Below are 19,176 nucleotides of genomic sequence, written 5' to 3' on the forward strand. Positions count from 1 at the left end.
TAAACCTTACATATCATGTGTGTGATTTTTAGATACTCGTAACAGAGAAGGTAATGAATTTTTGAGATGCAATCATAAAAAAAACTATAAGGTTTTAGCGATGATTGGAAAAAAAAGAATGCTGGCTTTAGGTATTGATGATAGAGAAAAAATCTTTTATTTAAAAGAGGTAGGCAAATGTTGAGAGCGTCATATTCAATAGACAATAATAACCAAAAAACACCAAGCCAAGTAGTCTTTCCTGCTACTGATGGACTTCAAAATTTGTGTTGTAAGGAAAAAGGAGGAAGTATGGAAAAAGTTTCTACCGAGCTTTTCAAGATTCAGCGGCTTTACCACACTGGCGAACTTACAGCCAATAAAGCGTTTGACCGGGTGAACTCGATTGTTTCGGATTTAGTTTCGTTTGAGGCGATCCTATTTGGAAGGCTGCATGCAGATAAAGTAGATAGGTTCATTTATTTTTGTTCGGGTACGAATGATAGGTCAGATCTGGAGTATTGGAACGACGTGAAGAATGCCACGAATAAACTTTTATGCAAGAACGTGGACGCACTCAATAGTGGTTTGATGGTTTCAGGGAAAAGTACTTTTGGAAAAATGACTGAAGACGTAGCGGAGGCAAAGAAGTATTTGATGATCCCTACTCTCATGGACAACGAAAGCCTGGGCTTTTTGGCGTTGGTGAATGTGGAGGAAGTGCATCTTGAGAAATGCGAAGGGCCATTGCGGGAATTGACCGTAGCTTTTGCGCTTATTTATTTGTTCGAATTGCGAATGGCGGGTTCAGGGGCTACGGTGAATGGCAAAAGCAAAAACGAACTATTGGATATGCTGGTGAAACATTCATCCGATATGATAGGGGTGTTTGATGTCAATTGGATGCCGAAATATCTTTCCCCTTCATTTGAGCAGGCGTTTGGATTTACTAGAAACCAGTTAATGGATCCTTCTTTTTTCGAAGGGTTTAGAAGTAAGGTGAAAGATATGGAAAAGGTGGTGGTAGATGGTGTGAAAAGGTACCGTTTTACCAATCTTAATTCAGCCGGGGAAAGGATATGGTTGGAAAGTATTTTTGACACCTTGTATGATGAAGATGGAGAGATTCAAGGGCATATGGCCATCATGCGGAATATTTCTGAGGAGGTAATTGGTGAGCAAAAGATGAGCGAGGCGCTGGAAAAGGAAATTGCCTTAAATAAAATGAAATCTCAGTTTATTTCCATTACTTCCCATGAGTTTAAGACCCCCTTGTCCACCATCAAGTCAAGCATCGAAATTTGTAATATTGAGTTGCAGCGCCAGCTTCAAGAACATCCCTCTGAGCAAAAATTTAAAAAGCACTTTAATCGAGTAAACAATGAAGTGGATCGGATGAATTCTCTTCTAGTAAACCTTCTAAACCTCGAGAAGATCAATCAAGGGGTGATCCAAGTGAGTTCAAAAGGAAAAAAAATCAACAGTTACCTTCGATCGGTATTGGAGGATTGGGTGGATCAGGATTCGGTGCACTTTGAAACCACTTTGCCGGAAGACTTTATCCACTCCATCGATGTTAGCTTGATGAACCAAGTCATTACCAATTTGGTGGAGAATGCACTGAAATATGGCAATAGGGATGAAAAAGTAATCGTCAAAGCCCATCACACGGATCGGGAATTGGTGGTTTCCGTAAGAGACTTTGGCGATGGAATACCCGAAAAAGAACAAGAGCATCTATTTAAGCCGTTTTTCAGGGCATCGAATTCCAGCAAGTATGACAAAGGCTCTGGGCTGGGATTGATGATCACCAAAAAGTTTATTGAGCTCCAAAATGGAACCGTCCATTTTGAATCCGAAGAAGGAGTGGGAACATGTTTTTTCCTTACTTTTCCCTTAACCTAATTCGATTGGTTGATTTACTGTTTTTTTGAAATTAGCCTTAAAATGTCCTTTAAATAAGTTAATTTAAGGGGTTTTGAAATTAAAGCTGGTTTAGAAAATATGAAAAAAGTACTATTACCCATTTTGGCTATTTGTGGTATTACAGCATGTTCCCCATCCACTAAAAAGCAGCAAGACTCGGAAGTAAAGGAGGTTTCCATTGCTACGGATGACCTTGAGGGGGGGTGGAAATCACTGTTTAATGGGGAGGATTTGGCTCATTGGAAGGTGAAAATATCTAAACACGAACTGGAGGATAATTATGCCAATACTTTCAGGGTAGAGGATGGAATGATGAAGGTACGTTATGATGGATATGAGGATTTTGATCAGCAGTATGGCCATATTTTTTATGATGAACCATTTTCTGCCTATTTACTTCATCTCGAGTATCGTTTTGTAGGAGAACAAGCCCCGGGAGGGGAAGGTTGGGCGTTGCGAAATAGCGGTGCAATGCTTCATGGACAGTCTCCCGAAAGTATGCTGAAAGACCAGGATTTCCCCATTTCCATTGAGGGCCAGCTACTCGGCGGAGACGGAGAGCATGACCGTACCACCAGTAACCTTTGTACACCAGGTACTAATGTGGTTATGGATGGAGAGCTCTTTACGCCTCATTGTGTGAGCTCCAGCTCTAAAACCTACCATGGTGAACAATGGGTATCGGCTGATTTTTTGGTTTTGGCGGACTCAGTCGTCCAGCATATCGTGGAGGGTGATACGGTCATGACCTATTATGCTCCCCAGATTGGAGGGGGGAACGTAGATCCAGTAGATCCAGCGGTAAAGCAGGATGGTAAATTACTGACAGAAGGCTATATTTCCTTACAAAGTGAAAGTCATCCCATCGATTTTCGAAAAGTGGAATTGTTTGATTTAGCACCCTATATGGATGATCCTGAATCGTTAAAAGCTGTTTTGAAGAAATTGAGAAACCGATAGAAGAAATCATCATCCCCGCAGGCCAAAACATCAAATGAGTGATTGCTACCTGATATGTGGCGGATGAAAAGCAGGTGGGTAGTTTCAAGGCATGACAAATTAATTTTTGTCGGCCTTTTCTTTTTCGCGCTCATTTTTGGGCTTTTTGTAGAAAAACCACCAAAATATCCCCAGCACAATTACCGTAAGCGGTAAAACCAAATAAATGATGATATCTGCTGTCGTGTTTAATCGGACGGGCTCATCCGTTCTGGGTGTACCTGTCGGGATTTGGCCAAGAGCATGTTGACAGGTCATAGCAATCAATGCGGCCAAAAGAATCACGTTAAAGCTTGTTTTTCTTATCATCTGCTCCATAGTTGTTTGGTTTTGCTTAAAGTTATGGAATAGATGGGGGAAATGTAAGTGATTGAAGATTAAAAATAACTATTCTGTGCCTTGGGGATTAAGTGATAAGGGAGGTATTTGATGGAAATCAGATGATGTTTCCTTGAATGTATTTTATAAAGGAAAGTATCCGGTGAATGTCAAGTTCACCGGATGGAGAGGTTAAAATGAAATAGCATGGTCTGCAGGGATGCTTTGTCCTGCCCAAGCTTTCTTGGCAGACCAATCGGCATCTGCTGCCGTCCAGAAATCATGGTCAGTCGGCAAACCCAACGGCAAAAAGCCTAATGTACATAGGTATAGGCTTCCTGTGGAAATATAAGCGTCGCCCATCTCTGGCTGATGACCACAGAAGCCAATGGTCAGCCATCCGTCCTGATCGAAAGTGCCGGGTGCTTCAAATTGTCGCTGGATAATGGCGCTTAGGGCACTGCGAACCTGAGCTCCGGTAATGGCTTCCGGTAATGTCCCCAATAGGGCCGTTTCTGCCAATGGCTGGAAGGCGCCGACGCGGTAAGTGATGGACCTCCCCACAGGTGGATAGGTGCCCTCCGGCGAAATTAGGCGTTCTTGCTGCTCGGCAAATCGCGTCATTCTTTTGCCCACACGTTCATAGAGGTCTTGATAGCTTTTCCGTTTGGATGCGGCTACTTTTAGGACTTGAAGCATCATTGGCTGGATGACATAGCCATTGTAATAGTCCATGTGGAAATTTTGGCCGTCGCCATACCAACCATCTCCTACGTACCATTCGTCATGTTTCTTGACGGCAAAATCTATCCGCATGAAGTCACCACCTTCCCCGACAAACAGCAAGAAGGCGTCGAGCATGGCTCCAAACAATAGCCAGTTGTTATAATAGGGAGGAATAGCTTCCTTTTGATTTTTGATCTCTTGCACAAAACGCTTTTTGACTTTCTCATCCAGTGGCTCCCAAAGGGCCTCCGGAGCACGCATGATCCCATGAACCAAAAAAGCCCCATCCACAAGGGGTTGGGAGCCTTTGGTCCAGTTGAGGTAGTCAGGGGAATTAGGGTCGACACTGTGCGCGATGCTTTTCAATGCTTTTTCCCGAAGATCCTTTCGCATCTGTCCCTCATGGTCTGCACTGTCTGGGAGGGCTAGCCAAGGAGCCACCCCGGCAAGGGTTCTTCCCAGGGCTTCCAGATGGGTGACATTTTCCCTACCCTGGTAAGCTTTCGGAGGGGTTTCTACCGGCATGCTAGCACGGAGTTTCCCTTGGCTCATTTGGCTGAGCACTGGAGAGGCAATCTTATACAGGGTATTGGCCCAATAGCTTCTTTCATTTGGGTTTGAAGGGGCCGGGGGAGTAGTTTTTGCGGAGAGGGTGCTTGGCAAAATGCCGACAGCTCCCACAGCCGGAATGTATTTTACGAAAGATCGTCTATTCATAGAATTTCGATTTTGTGGATTTTTAAAATTAGTCTATTTGCACTAACATTCAAGGTGGCTTTTAGGAATTGACCATTATTTCATTATGATCGGTTCAGGGTGCTTATCAGCGTCAAATGGGTCGAAAAAGTAAATCCCTGCCTGTTGGTAAAGTGGAAGATGTTTTTTTAACCTGTTTGAAAAATCTCCGAAATCTTTTTGGCTCGTTGGGGTCCAGGCTACTTCTGCTAGGGCGGCGAGGCGAGGGAACGTCAAATAGTCCAGTCGTGCTTCATGAGTGACCGTCTCAGTCCATAGATTGGCTTGAAAACCCAATATCAAAGACCTTTTTGAAGCAGGGACTTCCAGCTGGGACAAACTAAATTCGTAGACGCGTTGGAGTGGGTTGAAGTTGCCGCCCCATTTTCTTCCATAACGGTCGTTATCCTGCTGTACAAAATCAAAGTACAACGGAATCCTCGGACAAATAACCGTCTGAATATTGTTTTCCAATAGCTTTTGGAGTTGCTGCGGCTGGTCATGTCGCCACCAAAATAAAACACTTCTGTCCGTAGGAAGCCCAGCATCTGCCATTTCGTCCCAGGCCAAAATAGTATTGTTAAGAGCAAAAAGCGAGTCTGCCATGCGCTTCATGAAGTAATCTTCTACGGCTTTTAAGTCTTCCAGCCCTTGGGAGTCCATGAGTTGTTGTACGTGGGGATCCGTTTTCCACTGCTGATTCCCAAAACTTACTTCATCTCCCCCTAAGTGAATCATTTGTTCAGGAAAAAGCGCATCGGCTTCACGTAGAATGGTGCTCAGATAGGCATAGGTTTCTTCCTTTGCAGGGTGAAAGGTAAACGCCGGATATTTTTCCGACCCTCCGCCGCTGAATTCCGGATAGGCCCTATTGGCAGCTGTGGCATGTCCGGGCATGTCGATTTCCGGAATGATGTCGATTTTTCGCTCCGCGGCATAGCGGACAATTTCTTTGATCTCTGCTTGGGTGTAATAGCGGGCAGGAGCGTTGGGGTCGCTGTTGTCTCCAATGCCTCCTATCAGGGCCAATTTAGGATAGCCGTTGATGGCTATTCTCCAGCCTTGTGCATCCGTCAGGTGCCAATGAAACTTGTTTAGTTTATAATATGCCATCCAGTCCAAGAGTGATTTGACCTTCTCCATTCCGAAAAAATGTCTTGATTCGTCCAGCATAAAACCTCGCCAGCGGTAAGCAGGGCGGTCTGAAATTTGCCACGAAGGGATGTTGATCCTGCCTTCTGAAAGGGGAGCTTGATCAGCCAGCTGTAATAAAGAAATGATGCCATGGAAAATACCCGTCTCTGTGGCAGAAGAGATGGTGATTCCACGGGATGGATGGATGGATAATTGATAATCATCAGATACTGACTCGGAAAGCACCAGGTGGATGTCGCTGGCCGATCCTTCTGAGGTTTCGATTCCCAGAGGAAATGCCTTTTGCGAAAGAAACATTTTTTGTAAAAAATATGCCTCCTCTTGCAGCAGTTTATTGGAATACTGGATCTTGGTAGTGGCCGTGATGGGGAAAGGTACCTCTCCTTTATCATAGCTTGTGGGCAAAGGAATGATTTCAGGACGGTTTTGTCCAAAGGAAGGGAGGCAGATCAAAATGGATAGTAGAAAAAAACTGTACGTTTTCATGTTGGAGGAAATTGTGGGTTTTTGGCTCAATAACATGCCGAAGTGAATAGCTCGGGGCAAGCCATAATACCGGGGGAATTAAATCAAATATAAACTTTAATCATCCGCTTTGCTAAGCTTGTTTTAACATAAATGCCGGCCATCACCAGTGGTGAAGTAGCCAGCATTTAGATTTTTTATTAGTCTAGAAACCATTCTTGGTACCTTTTGAGCGCTTCAATGTAGTAATAATCAGCATAGGTAAGCGGTACATCGACTTCAGAGTTATGCGGTAAAGATCCCACACTGTGCATTAAGATAAATCCACCATTTTCGCCAAGCTTAGCACGATACTTATCCGATGAAAGACTGATGAGGGTCTTTTCTGCGGCAGATACATATTTTTCTGCTTTCGTTTTATCTGCAGTGTATTTGCTCAATTCCAGAAGTGCCGAAGCATTCAGCGCCGCCGCGGATGCATCGCGGTAAGTGGTGTCCGTGGCCGGGGCGTCATAATCCCAATAAGGGACCATGTCTGCAGGCATGTTAGGATGGTCAAGGATAAAGGCCGCAATATTTTCAGCCTGGGCCAAATACGCTGGGTCTTTGGTGTCGCGGTACATGACAGTATATCCATACAGCCCCCAAGATTGTCCGCGTGACCATGCGGAGTCATCCGCTTTTCCTTGGTGTGTTTTCTTGTCCACCACCTGGCCCGTTGCAGGATCATAGTCCACGACATGATAGGAGCTGAAATCATCACGGAAGTGATTTTTAAGGGTACTATCTGCATGGGAAATGTTAATGTTGCGGTATTTGTCGTCTCCTGAAACGTCAGATGCCCAAAAGAGAAACTCCAGGTTCATCATATTGTCAATGATCACCGGGTATTTCCACGAACCATGGTCCCATGATTTGATCAGGCCAGTCTCTGGATGAAAACGGGTGGCTAAGGATTCAGCACCTTGTAGCATGACTTCTTTGTAATGTTCATTCCCGGTAATCCGATAAGCATTCCCAAAGCTACAAAACAGCATGAAGCCAAGGTCATGGGTACCTTTATTGTCTTTTTCTTTTTCCAGGATTTCCAATTTTTGCTCGGCCAGCTGAAGCATGGAGGAATCACCAGACATTTCATAGAGGTATAGCAACGTCCCGGGATAAAAGCCAGAGGTCCACCAGCTGGTGCCCGAACTAACCGATTTAGCTTCTTCTTGAATAAATGTCCTCGGAAGCTTGTCTTCTGGAACCAAGGTGCTTAGGTGCTCATATTGTTTCACGGAAAAGGCAATGTTCTCTTGGATGAAAGCTTCCGTAATATCAGGTGAAGAAGCATCCGGTTCCTCTGTTTTTTGGGTGGATTGGCCGCAGCCAGTAACCAATAGACCTGCAGCCAACAGAGCGTAGATAAATTTGTGATTTCGTTTCATGTGGGGATGATGATTTTAATAAGGTTGTATTTTATTTTCTATAAGTATATAGAGTGATTTTTTGGTAAATGACCACGCTTACAGTTGGTTTTTTTGTGGAATCCCTTACTGTAAGTGCTGTCTTATGGAAGCCAATATATTAAAATTTAAATGAAAATATTGGTTAAAAGTTTTGATTTGTTTCATTATTGTTAGTAAATAGTAAGATATTGAAAATATAATATCAGGTTAATGGGTGAAATGATATTGTTTTTTCGTAACGAGTGCATGCCCAAAGGTTTTGACAGGTGGCGGTGTCGAAGGTAAAAAGGAGTGGAGGTCTAAACCAAGTGAATTAAGTAAAGCAAATGAAATCATGATAGCAAAGCCCCGTAGTTTAGAAGAAGTTTGGACGGCATTTTTGGACGGTGAAGATGAAGCATTGGGCTATATCTATGCTGAAAATATAGACAGGCTTTATAATTATGGAAGGCAGTTTACTCCCCAAAAGTCTTTGGTAAAAGATACCATTCAGGATGTCTTCTGCCAATTGATCGATGATCGTAAAAAATTGGGAAAGGCACGCTCGGTAAGAGCGTATCTGATGGCCTGTTTGCGCAGGAGGTTGCTGGAAGCTTTGAAAAATGAACGGAGGAATCGGGACTATGAGGTGAATGATGAAGCGTTTTTTATCGCCGTGGATGCCAATTCCTATTTTATCGATTCCAACCTGTCCTTGGATCAAAAGAAGGTTTTAGAGAAGTATTGCAATGAGCTTCCTGTACGCCAGCGGGAGATTATCATGATGCGATTTTTTGAAAATATGCCGTATGAGGAAATTGCCGAAGTAATGGGGCTTGCCAATGCCAAAACCGTGAGGACCATGATGTACCGAGGACTCAACAAACTATCGGATTCTTTGACCCCATATAAGTCGCAGCTATTGCAGCTGCTGATCATGATGGAGATGCTTGAATGATTTTGGATAAAGTAATATTTCCGGGAAGCTCACTTAAAAGGAGGGCATTTCGACTATGGACTAGTTAAATGCGGAGAAGGTGACGCCGAGGGACATGGTGATAAGTGGTTCTCGAAGATGAGGTGTAAGGTGATAGCATGATCACCAAGCAGCATACTCAAAGCCTTGGCCGGACCCTATCATCACTGCTAAGAGCAACCCCCTTGACAAACATTAAAACTATATTAGCCCCAGATAAAATGGATGAACACAGATCTCCAATGGTGCAAGCATCCTATCTGTTTTTATCAGCGTTCATCTGTGCACGAATGGAAACCAACGATGGAAAGGAAAATGATAAGCCATAGGAATAGGTTAGCCCCAGCTTTTCCACTTGATTCATAATGTTTTGACCTGTTTTGGCAGTACCTCATACATTGAGCACTTATGGGGCTATGGCCAGAGGCATGGTTGGATGCCCTTGATCCAATACGCTAAAACCGGTTGGATGAATCGTTGACTTTTTTGGATTATTAACCTTCATCTGCCCCTTTGATCTCTTCCAATTATAGGGGATGCCACGGATGCTCCTGTCCATGATTAATGAGGAGAAAAAATATAGCCTATCCGGTAGCTAATGAGCGATACAATTTTGTTTAAAATACTTTTTTCAAAATAAATCAAAAATAGAAGTGGTCGTTTAGTGTCTTTTTTTCTCTACTCATAAAAGACCACATAAGAAATTGTTATAAATGGATTTCAAAAGTTTTGTTTTCAAGGAATTACTGGAGGATGAATATTTTATCCAGTGGTTAACGGCTCCGGATAAGGAATCTGATCGGTATTGGCATGCATGGATGCGCAACAACCCGGATAAGGCGGCTGTACTAAAGGACATTAAGGCGGTGGTCAACGCCATCGAGCCCAAGCGGGCTTATCAGCTGGAAGAGGAAGAGAAGGATGTGCTATTGGGGCATATTCAGCAATATGCAGCTAAGCGACAGGGGAAAATTGTAAGTCGTAGTGGGAGCAAAAAGCGCCGGAAGATGACCAATGTAGGCTTGATGGCGGCTAGTTTTATCATCCTAGCCATTCTGACCGCCAATTATTTTGGACTGTTTCACCGATTCGATGATGTTCCCGTGCTGATGGAGGAGCGATTGGTCTTAAAACAAACCAACAAGGGAACCAAATCGAGCTTTTATTTACCCGACGGTACGCTTGTGAAATTGAATTCCGCTAGCTCACTGGAGTTTCCTGCTGTTTTTTCGGATACCCTAAGGAAAGTGAAGTTGACTGGTCAGGCATTTTTCGAAGTGACCAGAAATGAGGAAGTGCCTTTTATCGTGGAAACGGAGCGGATGGAGATCCAAGTGCTCGGGACCTCGTTTGATGTGCTCAGCAATATCAAAGATGAGCTATTTGAGGTGGCAGTAGCCTCTGGAAAAGTGAAAGTGAATACCTACTCCGGAAATCAAGAAATCCTTGGCAAAACAGAAATGACACATTTGGACATGAGAAGTGGCCAGTTGATCAAAGAGCATTTTGACCCTGATTACAAATTGGGCTGGAAAGATGGAATTCTGGCATTTGAGGGGGAGGATTTTGGTAGGGTCTTTAGGCGTCTGGAGGATTGGTTTGGGGTGACCATTTCGGTGTCCAGTGACATTGCACTTGAAAAATCCTACACCGGAAAATACGATAACCAGTCCCTTGAGAATGTTCTGAGAGGAATGTCAACCGTCTTGGATTTTAGATATGAGATCCAAGGGAAAGCAGTAACGATATATCGATAAAAAACATAGCATAAAACCCAAAAACAGATTTAATGTTCATCATAACCCAAAAAAAATGAAAATACACCTACTTTCAAAAATGAAATTTGTGGGGATATTGGTCTTGACACTGCTAATAGGTCTTGGCGATATTTCTGCCCATCAATACGCTTTGGCCAATTCCTCCTGGAAACGGAACCAAAGGCTTGAGGATGTAAATGTGTCCTTGAAAATGAAAAATGCCAACATGATTCAAGTGCTGAAGAAAATTGAGTCCGTCACAGGCTTTCATGTGGCCTTTATGGAGGGAGACTTGTCCACTGCGCAAAACATTACCTTGGATGTAAAGCAGCAGTCTCTGCTTCACCTACTGGAGACACTTTCACGTGATTATAATGTGCACTTTACCCAGGTGAACAATACGATCCATGCCAGGCCTAAGGAAGAAATGATACCAGTGGGATCATTGGAAGAAAGAAGCATTTCGGGTAAAGTGCTGGACGAAGAGGGCATTCCCATTCCCGGAGTAAATGTGATTGTGAAAGGAACCAAAAAAGTGACTGTGACAGATCTGGATGGCGTCTTTGCGTTTGACAATATTGCGGAAGATGCGGTATTGGTATTTACGTTTATCGGTTTTGAATCACAGGAAATATCCGTGACCAATAAAGAAACGATATCGGTGACGTTATTGGAGGATATTGGCGATCTCGAAGAAGTGGTGGTGGTAGGATATGGCACCCAGAAAAAAGCCAATCTTACAGGTGCTGTTTCTACGGTAGAGGCAAAGGCCTTGGAAAACCGGCCGGTTACCAATGTGGCCAACGCTCTTCAAGGAACTACACCAGGCCTGAATATCACCAGGACGGGAGGACAGCCCGGTAATGAGAATGTAGGCATTCAAGTAAGGGGAGTGACCTCCGCAAACGGTGCCGTAGACCCGCTATTGATGGTGGATGGCGTGCCTTCTCCATTGTTTACGCTGCAGACCATAAACCCCAATGATATTGAATCTGTAACGGTGCTTAAAGATGCCGCCGCTGCCGCCATTTATGGTGCACAGGCTGCCGGTGGGGTGATATTGGTGAAGACAAAAGCCGGGAAAACCGGGAAGACCACGTTTGAATATTCAAACCAGTTTGGTACAGAATGGGCTTTAAATGTTCCCGAAAGGCTATCCCTGCTGGATGAAGCACTTTACTCCAATTTGGCACGTGCCAATGCGGGCTTGGGACCGGAATATAATGAACAGGCACTTCAGTACATCCGTGACGGCGTGGAGTTTGTCCCTAGCGAAACCAATGAAAACCGATGGGTAACCTACAATCAGCAGAGCATCAGGGAGCAGGTATTGCGTAAAACTTCTCCCATGCAAACCCATAACCTTAGTGCCCGAGGTGGTACCGAAAGTGTCAATTACCTCGTCTCTTTGGGATATTATGATAAAAAAGGGGTGTTTAAAATCGGGCCAGATAGCTTCGAAAGGTACAATGCCCGGTTTAACTTGGGCGCAAAACTGACCAAGCATCTTTCCCTTGATTCCAGGATTTCATATGCCAATCATTTTACAAAGGCTCCATCCATTGGCGCCAGTGGATACGGATTGCTCCAGCAGGTGTACCAAGCACGTCAGCGGTTCCCTATTTTTATGCCTGACGGCCGCCTATTTGGAGGGGCCGGTACATCTGGAAACAATACCTACGGTTACCTTTCCCAAGGCGGGTATAACAACACCCAAAGGAACGACTTTGATGGGGTGTTTACAGGGACGTTGAAGGATGTGGTCAAGGGCTTGACCATCCGTTCGATCTTTGGAAGGCAATACCGAAGGGCAGACCGGGAGCGCTTTGCTAGGACGGTGGAGCTATGGGATCGTGGAGGAGATTCGCCTGCTTATATTCTCAATAACCCAAATGCCTATGAGTTGACCCAGGACAATACCATTAACACAAGCTTTCAGATGTTGGTGGATTATGACCTGACCATTGCGGAGAAACATGCCTTCCATGTGTTGGCGGGCTACCAATGGGAGGATTACCGGTGGACAAGGCTGTATTCCAGGGCTAACAATCTGATCAACAACGACCTTCCCACGCTCAATCTCGGCGATGATAATACCAAAGTCACCAACCAATCCATTAATACTTACGCAAATCAGTCTGTTTTTGGGCGGATAAATTACAGCTTCGATGATCGCTTCCTGTTTGAAGGAACTATCAGGATGGACGAAAGCTCTCGTTTGGCTCCAGGATTACGGACCAAGGTGTTTCCTGCTGCTTCAGTGGGTTGGAATATGCACCGGGAAGACTTTTTTGCGGAGGCATTGCCATTCTTCAGTGAGTTTAAGCTGAGAGGTTCTTGGGGGCAGTTAGGTAGTGCATTAGGTGGTGATATCATCGGTTATTATGACTATTTGAATGTGCTTTCTCGAGGATCAGGATTAGTGATGGGCAGTGATGAGACACGTTCGACGTATTTTTACCAGTCTTCGGTGCCTTCTTCAGAACTTTCCTGGGAGACCATCGAAACGTGGAACGGTGGGGTAGACTTGGGATTGCTGGAGAATAAACTTCAAATGAGCTTTGACTATTATGTGAAGCACAATAGGAATATGCTTACGCCGCTCCAACTCCCTGGAACGTTTGGTGTAGGCACTCCCAAAATCAACAACGGGGTGTTGAAGTCCTGGGGATGGGAGCTGGCGGTCAATTACCGGGATCGCGTGAATGAAAATTTCAATTATAACATTGGATTTAATATCAGTGACAATCAGAATGAGCTGATTGAGTATTCCGGAAGAAATGTCGTAGGTGCGGGAAATAACAATATCATTGAAGGATTTCCATTGAATACGATTTGGGGATACGAAACCGTGCCGGGATATTTTTCTTCAGCGGATCAGGTAGATGGAGCGCCATTCCAGGACAACAGAACAGGGCCTGGCGATATCCAGTATGTCAACCAAGATGGGGATGACCGAATTACGGTGGGAAGAGGAACGACCGATGACTCAGGAGATTTGGTACTCTTGGGGGCGAACCAGCAGCGATACTTGTTTGGGATGACCGCTTCTGCCCAGTGGAAAAACTTTGACTTTTCTGTCTTCTTCCAAGGAGTAGGAAAAAGGAGTTTTATGCCTACGCGAGATATGATCATGCCGCTCAGCCAAAGTTGGTTTATGCCGATGAAGCACCATCAGGACTATTGGACACCCGAAAATCCAGATGCTGAATTCCCACGGCCTTTTTTGAACGGACATCATAATTACCTGCCTTCTGACCGATGGGTGTTGGACGGAAGTTATATCCGATTAAAGAATTTCCAAGTAGGGTATTCCCTGCCAGCTACATTGGTGAGCAGGGTGAAAGTGAACAGGGCAAGGGTATTCATTACCGGCCAAGATGTGTTGACCTTTACGAAAATGGGCGTCTTCAATGGCGTGTTTGATCCGGAAAACTCTAATAATGTCCGGGCAGACTATCCATTCTTTGGTACGCTTGCCATTGGTCTGAACCTTTCCTTTTAACCTTGAACTTGAAATTAAACCTTAAGAAAATGAAGTATAATATAAAAAATACAGCGGCAACCTTACTGGTGATGATCATGGGCATGACCAGTTGTGATGTCAACCGGCTTCCGGAGACCCAGTTGAGTGATCCGGCATTTTGGAGAAATGAAAATGATCTGGAGTTGGCGACAAATTACCTCTATACCTATTTGCCTTCCATTCCCGTGACGTCGGATGTGTGGTCGGACGATGCTTTTGGTACTTCAGCAAACAGTATCAGTGATGGAACCCGAATTGCGCCCGCAACAGACAACGATTACAATAGCGCCTATTCCTTAATCAGGGCCGCCAACAATATCATAGAAAAGTCCCCAAGGGCATTGGAAAATGGCGTGGATCCGCAGGTGGTGGACCGTTATACGGCAGAGGCCAAGTTTTTCAGGGCTTGGGCATATTTTAGGTTGGTCAAGCGCTATGGAGATGTGCCGTTGATATTGACGACCCTTTCTGAAAATGCTGAGGAGCTATATGCACCTGCAGCCCCTCGAGCGGATGTTTTGGATGTCGTGTACAATGACCTGGATGAAGGCGCCCAATACCTCCCGGCTCCGTCTGAGCTGTCCGGAGGGGATTATGGCCGCGTCACCAATACTGCTGCATTGGCTTTTAAATCCCGCGTGGCACTTTTTGAAGGGACAAGGGCCAAATACCATGGCTATGGCGATCCAGCAATGCACCTCAGGCTTGCAAAAGAGGCGGCCGAGGCATGTATAAATTCGGGAGAACACACGTTGTATGGTGAATATTTTGACCTCTTTCAGTATGTGGGCGAAGGGCCCGGAAACAAAGAAAATATTCTAGTGAAGCAGTATGGGGTAAGTGTTTCCGAATCGATTGTAAGCCATACCAGCCAAAGGACCCTGGAAACAGGAGCGGCCAATCCCACCAAGGCTTTGGCGGACGCTTACCTGATGGTGGATGGATTACCGATGGATAAATCGCCACTATACACCAATCCAGAAAGTATCATGGAGGTATTTCAAAATAGAGACCCGAGGATGCTGGATACTTTCTTCAAACAAGGCGATGAGTATATCGGCACACAACCGGTATTTAATGTGCCCAACCTTTCGTTTCAGCGTACGGGTTTTGCCAATAGGCGTTATGCTAATTTGACCGATTGGCAGAATTCCCGGTCTTATATTGATTACACGATAATCCGTTATGCAGAGGTGTTGCTGAATTTTGCCGAGGCTACTTATGAGCTGAACGGAAGCATTACAGATGATGAGTTGGATGGCAGTATAAACTTGCTTCGGCAACGGGCAGGAGTTGCGCAGCTTAGTAATGCCTTTGCCAGTGCCAATGGCTTGGATATGTTAGCAGAGATAAGAAGGGAAAGACGGGTTGAGTTGGCACTGGAAGGGTTCCGGTATTGGGACCTTATGCGTTGGAAAACTGCTGAGGATATTCTGCCACAGTCCGTCCTGGGTAACTATTATTACGATGAGTATGGTACAGATGTGACGCCAAACCTTACCGAGGATAATATCATCCTTTTGCAAGCAGCAGAAAATAGGAGCTTTGATCCTGATAGGGATTATTTGTGGCCTTTGCCTATCAATGAGCTGGGGTTAAATCCAGCATTAGAGCAAAACCCAAATTGGTAATACAAGTTTTAAAGAGGACATTGACGGTAGTCAAGTCCTCTTTTGGTTTACACTAAATCAGTTGACAATGAGATGGAAAAAACTTTTGGTGCTTGTATGGTTGGGTTTGAGCATACAAGTGCCACTATTGGCCCAAAATGACTTTGATATTATAATGGACAGGATATTTGCTGATTTCCAGCGAATACCTTCGACGAGCAGCTTGGACAGCCAAGTAGCTTCTCTACGTGCAAGCATGGATGTGGATGGGAGTTGGCCGGATATCGATTACACCGATCAGTCCCAGACCAACTGGCAGCCTGTGAAGCATTACGAGCGGGTCAGTGTATTGGCCAAGGCCTATTCGCGACAAGGAAGTTCTTATTACGGGGATGCCTCGGTGCTGGCAGACATTACCGATGCCATGAATTATTGGCTCGGGCTGACCCCGGTTCCCTATAGCACCAACTGGTGGTTTTTAAGCATTAAAGTGCCCAAAGATATTGGCAATATCCTCATTGCACTGAGAAATGCTCCGGTGGGCATAGATCAAGCGTTGGAAAACAGTATGATCACCTGGATGACCAAAGGGGTGTCCATGACGGTCTCACCGGGAAAAGACGGTTCTAACCTCACGGATATTGGCCAGCATTATATCATGCGGGCATGTCTTACCGAGGACAGTGCATTGATGCAACATGCCGTGACCGAAACCGGGAATTCGATTAAGGTCAGCTCAGGAGAAGGCATCAAGCGGGATCATTCCTATATGGCCCATGGTGCGCAACTTTACATCTATGGCTATGGCAGGGAATACGTGTCGGGCATCCGAAATATCGCAGTAAACATTACCGGAACTTCCTATGCGTATCCTCCCGAAAAAATAGCTATTTTTTCTGATTTTGTCCGTAAAGGATTCATCAAGACTTCCCGAGGTGGTTTTGCCGATTTCAATGCCTTTGGCAGGAGCATCACCCGGTCAGGGGTAGGGCGTGCGGATGTCAATTTGATTGAGCAAGTTCGGAATTTTGACTTGCCCGCGTATCAAGCGAGTTACGATACGGTCATTGCCAGAATGCGGGGCCAAGAAGCTCCCGATTATGGTGTCACGCCGGAGCATCGACATTATTGGCAGACCGATTACACGATCCATCACCGGCCGGGCTATATGGTAGGACTTCGGACTGTGTCGGTAAGGACGGTGAAATCCGAAATGGGCAACGGTGAAAACATCAAAGGCCATTTTTTGACTGATGGAGCGACGTATATTGCCGTAGACGGCGATGAGTATTTTGGTATCTACCCCGTGTGGGATTGGAACAAGGTACCCGGTACCACCACTCCCGCTTGGACTTCTTTTCCGGCCCGGTCCTCTTGGGGTACCAATCCCGGGAAATCTTCTTTCGTGGGAGGCGTGTCGGATGGAGAATATGGGGCATCCGTTTATGATATGAATGATTATAGCACCAGAGCCAAAAAGGCTTGGTTTTTCTTTGACGATGAGGTGGTCTGCCTTGGGGCAGGGATCTACTCTTCCTCAGCGGAAGCCATCAATACCACCGTCAACCAGACATTGCTGAAAGGAAATGTCGTAGCGGATGTGGGTGCCGGGGGTGTTTCCCTTGGGGCTGGTGAGCATGCGTACCAGGATGACCTCAAGTGGGTGTGGCATCGTGATGTGGGGTATGTGTTTCCGGATGGTGGCCACCTGAAATTAAGCACTCAAAGCCAAACCGGTACCTGGAACAGCATTAACCAAACCCAGTCTACTGCGGAAGTATCCGAAGAGGTGTTTAAGCTATGGTTTGAGCATGGGGAAACCCCTGTAGATGATGGCTACGCCTATGTCTTACTTCCGGGGGCTACCACGCAGGAAACGGCTGATTTTGATGTCCAACGTTTTACAATTTTGGCCAATGCTGATACGGTACAGGCAGTCGGGCATCCTGCACTGGATATGGTTCAGGTCGTGCTTTATGAGCCAGGTGAATATGACCTGAACGGGCTACAATTGAATGTCAATCAACCCTGTGTCTTGATCTTAAGGGATGCCGGTACGGCAGAGGTGAAGGTGACTGCTGCAGATCCCTCGCAGGGAAATGCAGGAAAGCTAAGGGTAGGGTTAAAAAATGAAAGCTTTAGTGACATGAAGATGGTGGATTTGGAATGGCCAGCAGGTGATTTGTCGGGAAGTAGTGTGGGAGGTACGATCGACCAGCAGTCTCCTGCATTTGAGGAATTAACATTGCCGCAAACACTGGAGGCCGTGGCGGATGCTTTTGTGCGGGACGGAAGCTATGCCGACACCAATTATCCCACAGGTAACTTGGTGGTAAAGAAAGACGGTCCCGGGTACAGTCGGGAAAGTTTTCTTAAATTTAATTCAGCAATCTTAAGCAATCAACTGGACAGTGTGAAGCTAAGGCTGTGGGTAAACAATGCGAATACCACCGTGACCGATACCAATTGGGAAATTTACCATGTAGCTGATGACAGCTGGCAAGAGACGGCTATTACGTGGAATACCAAGCCCGTTCAGGATAGTCTTTTGGGACATATTCCGGGTGTTCCGGCAGGGCAGTATGTAACCTTGGATGTGACAGAGGCCGTTTTGGAGAGCTTATCGGGCGATGGGGTGTTTTCGGTGACGGTCAAGGGGACTTTCCAAGGCAGCAAAACCGATGCGCAGTTTGCCTCCAGGGAGGATGCTAATCCCGCTCATCGGCCCGTTTTAGTGGTATATAAAACCATTGCTCCGGGTGGGGAGTCGGGGAGTTTGCCAGCAATTGCAGACACTTTTGTGCAAAAGATTGACGCCAATGGGGATGCCGGTAACAAGAATTTTGGGGCGGCAGGTTTTCTTGCAGCCCAAAATGGAGGCTATGACCGGGAGGTTTACCTGAAATTTTCCGTAAGCGACCTTACCAGTCCTGTACAAGAAGCCACGCTACACCTGTATAGCTTGGGCGCTGCAGGGAGCAGTTCTTGGGAATTGTATAGCCTGGAAGATGTTTCCTGGGAAGAAGGCATTGGAAATTGGCAGGGAAATAGTGAAGAAGGGTTAACTTGGAATACTAAACCTACTGGAGGTACATTGCTCCATTCCCTTCAAGGAACGACACAGGGAGGTCCAGTGGTGATTGACATCACGGGGTATTTACAGCAGGTGGTTACTCAGCAGGATACCATTGCCTTTAGGGTGACTTCATCTGTTCCAGGAGTATATACGTCATTTGCCTCCCGGGATGGAAGTGATGCCAGTCGGTATCCCAGTATCCAATATGTATTGGAGCCTGAACCCGATACCGTTTTGCGGAAGCCTGCTCCTAAAAACAACGTGCTGTTATTTCCCAATCCATTGGAAGGGATGGGGACCATCACCTCCGAGCGAATCATTCGTCAGGTGGTGATCCGAAAGCGGTCAGGTGAGGTGCTCATGGAGCATAATGCTGTTGACGGCCACACGTACGAGTTGGATTTAAGTGGGATGAAGAATGGTCTTTACTATGTCCTCATTATCGGAGATGACTACACCGAAGTACGAAAGGCAATTAAAAGAAATTAAACTAATGGG

General features: G+C 45.6%; 11 protein-coding genes. 7 read left to right on the forward strand and 4 right to left on the reverse strand.

The window, feature by feature from the left end; genetic code table 11:
* Positions 1-177: 177 nt before the first annotated feature.
* Together ECHVI_RS10540 and ECHVI_RS10545 are read left to right on the forward strand one after the other, a co-directional pair.
* Positions 178-1,884 carry a PAS domain-containing sensor histidine kinase gene (locus ECHVI_RS10540; RefSeq protein ID WP_015265964.1) on the forward strand — a complete coding sequence of 569 codons (1,707 nt, stop codon included), beginning with the start codon at positions 178-180 and terminating at the stop codon, positions 1,882-1,884.
* A 99-nt stretch (positions 1,885-1,983) separates the two neighbouring features.
* Entirely contained in the window at positions 1,984-2,865 is an 882-nt protein-coding gene (locus ECHVI_RS10545) for a 3-keto-disaccharide hydrolase (protein ID WP_015265965.1), read from the forward strand.
* A gap of 99 nt (positions 2,866-2,964) precedes the next feature.
* Here ECHVI_RS10545 and ECHVI_RS10550 read toward each other — a convergent pair whose 3' ends face one another.
* From ECHVI_RS10550 to ECHVI_RS10565, 4 genes are all read right to left on the reverse strand, one after another.
* The gene (locus ECHVI_RS10550; RefSeq protein WP_157501333.1) at positions 2,965-3,222 is read right to left on the reverse strand and encodes a hypothetical protein; all 258 of its coding nucleotides are present in this window, start codon (positions 3,220-3,222) and stop codon (positions 2,965-2,967) included.
* A 192-nt stretch (positions 3,223-3,414) separates the two neighbouring features.
* Positions 3,415-4,665, reverse strand: coding sequence for a DUF2264 domain-containing protein (locus ECHVI_RS10555; protein WP_015265967.1), 1,251 nt, complete (start codon positions 4,663-4,665; stop codon positions 3,415-3,417).
* Positions 4,666-4,740: 75 nt separating this feature from the next.
* Positions 4,741-6,324, reverse strand: coding sequence for a beta-N-acetylhexosaminidase (locus tag ECHVI_RS10560; RefSeq protein ID WP_015265968.1), 1,584 nt, complete (start codon positions 6,322-6,324; stop codon positions 4,741-4,743).
* 179 nt (positions 6,325-6,503) lie between these two features.
* Positions 6,504-7,733, reverse strand: a complete 1,230-nt coding sequence (locus ECHVI_RS10565) for a glycoside hydrolase family 88 protein (RefSeq protein WP_015265969.1) — start codon at positions 7,731-7,733, stop codon at positions 6,504-6,506.
* A gap of 355 nt (positions 7,734-8,088) precedes the next feature.
* Between ECHVI_RS10565 and ECHVI_RS10570 the strand changes: the two genes are divergently transcribed.
* From ECHVI_RS10570 to ECHVI_RS10590, 5 genes are all read left to right on the forward strand, one after another.
* Complete coding sequence (locus ECHVI_RS10570; RefSeq protein WP_015265970.1) at positions 8,089-8,691, forward strand: RNA polymerase sigma factor; 603 nt, start codon at positions 8,089-8,091, stop codon at positions 8,689-8,691.
* A 731-nt stretch (positions 8,692-9,422) separates the two neighbouring features.
* On the forward strand, positions 9,423-10,466 hold the full coding sequence (locus ECHVI_RS22970) for a FecR family protein (RefSeq protein WP_015265971.1): 1,044 nt from the start codon (positions 9,423-9,425) through the stop codon (positions 10,464-10,466).
* Positions 10,467-10,521: 55 nt separating this feature from the next.
* Complete coding sequence (locus ECHVI_RS10580) at positions 10,522-13,971, forward strand: SusC/RagA family TonB-linked outer membrane protein (RefSeq protein ID WP_015265972.1); 3,450 nt, start codon at positions 10,522-10,524, stop codon at positions 13,969-13,971.
* A gap of 29 nt (positions 13,972-14,000) precedes the next feature.
* On the forward strand, positions 14,001-15,623 hold the full coding sequence (locus ECHVI_RS10585; RefSeq protein WP_015265973.1) for a RagB/SusD family nutrient uptake outer membrane protein: 1,623 nt from the start codon (positions 14,001-14,003) through the stop codon (positions 15,621-15,623).
* 67 nt (positions 15,624-15,690) lie between these two features.
* Positions 15,691-19,167 carry a polysaccharide lyase family 8 super-sandwich domain-containing protein gene (locus ECHVI_RS10590; protein WP_015265974.1) on the forward strand — a complete coding sequence of 1,159 codons (3,477 nt, stop codon included), beginning with the start codon at positions 15,691-15,693 and terminating at the stop codon, positions 19,165-19,167.
* Positions 19,168-19,176: the final 9 nt, after the last annotated feature.

Source organism: Echinicola vietnamensis DSM 17526, assembly GCF_000325705.1.
Classification (GTDB): Bacteria; Bacteroidota; Bacteroidia; order Cytophagales; family Cyclobacteriaceae; genus Echinicola; species Echinicola vietnamensis.

Coding starts and splice junctions, on each gene's coding strand:
- ECHVI_RS10560 (WP_015265968.1), bottom strand. CDS start 6,324: ATGAAAACGTACAGTTTTTTTCTACTATCCATTTTGATCTGCCTCCCT.
- ECHVI_RS10585 (WP_015265973.1), top strand. CDS start 14,001: ATGAAGTATAATATAAAAAATACAGCGGCAACCTTACTGGTGATGATC.
- ECHVI_RS10570 (WP_015265970.1), top strand. CDS start 8,089: ATGATAGCAAAGCCCCGTAGTTTAGAAGAAGTTTGGACGGCATTTTTG.
- ECHVI_RS10540 (WP_015265964.1), top strand. CDS start 178: ATGTTGAGAGCGTCATATTCAATAGACAATAATAACCAAAAAACACCA.
- ECHVI_RS10555 (WP_015265967.1), bottom strand. CDS start 4,665: ATGAATAGACGATCTTTCGTAAAATACATTCCGGCTGTGGGAGCTGTC.
- ECHVI_RS22970 (WP_015265971.1), top strand. CDS start 9,423: ATGGATTTCAAAAGTTTTGTTTTCAAGGAATTACTGGAGGATGAATAT.
- ECHVI_RS10550 (WP_157501333.1), bottom strand. CDS start 3,222: ATGGAGCAGATGATAAGAAAAACAAGCTTTAACGTGATTCTTTTGGCC.
- ECHVI_RS10545 (WP_015265965.1), top strand. CDS start 1,984: ATGAAAAAAGTACTATTACCCATTTTGGCTATTTGTGGTATTACAGCA.
- ECHVI_RS10590 (WP_015265974.1), top strand. CDS start 15,691: ATGAGATGGAAAAAACTTTTGGTGCTTGTATGGTTGGGTTTGAGCATA.
- ECHVI_RS10565 (WP_015265969.1), bottom strand. CDS start 7,733: ATGAAACGAAATCACAAATTTATCTACGCTCTGTTGGCTGCAGGTCTA.
- ECHVI_RS10580 (WP_015265972.1), top strand. CDS start 10,522: ATGAAAATACACCTACTTTCAAAAATGAAATTTGTGGGGATATTGGTC.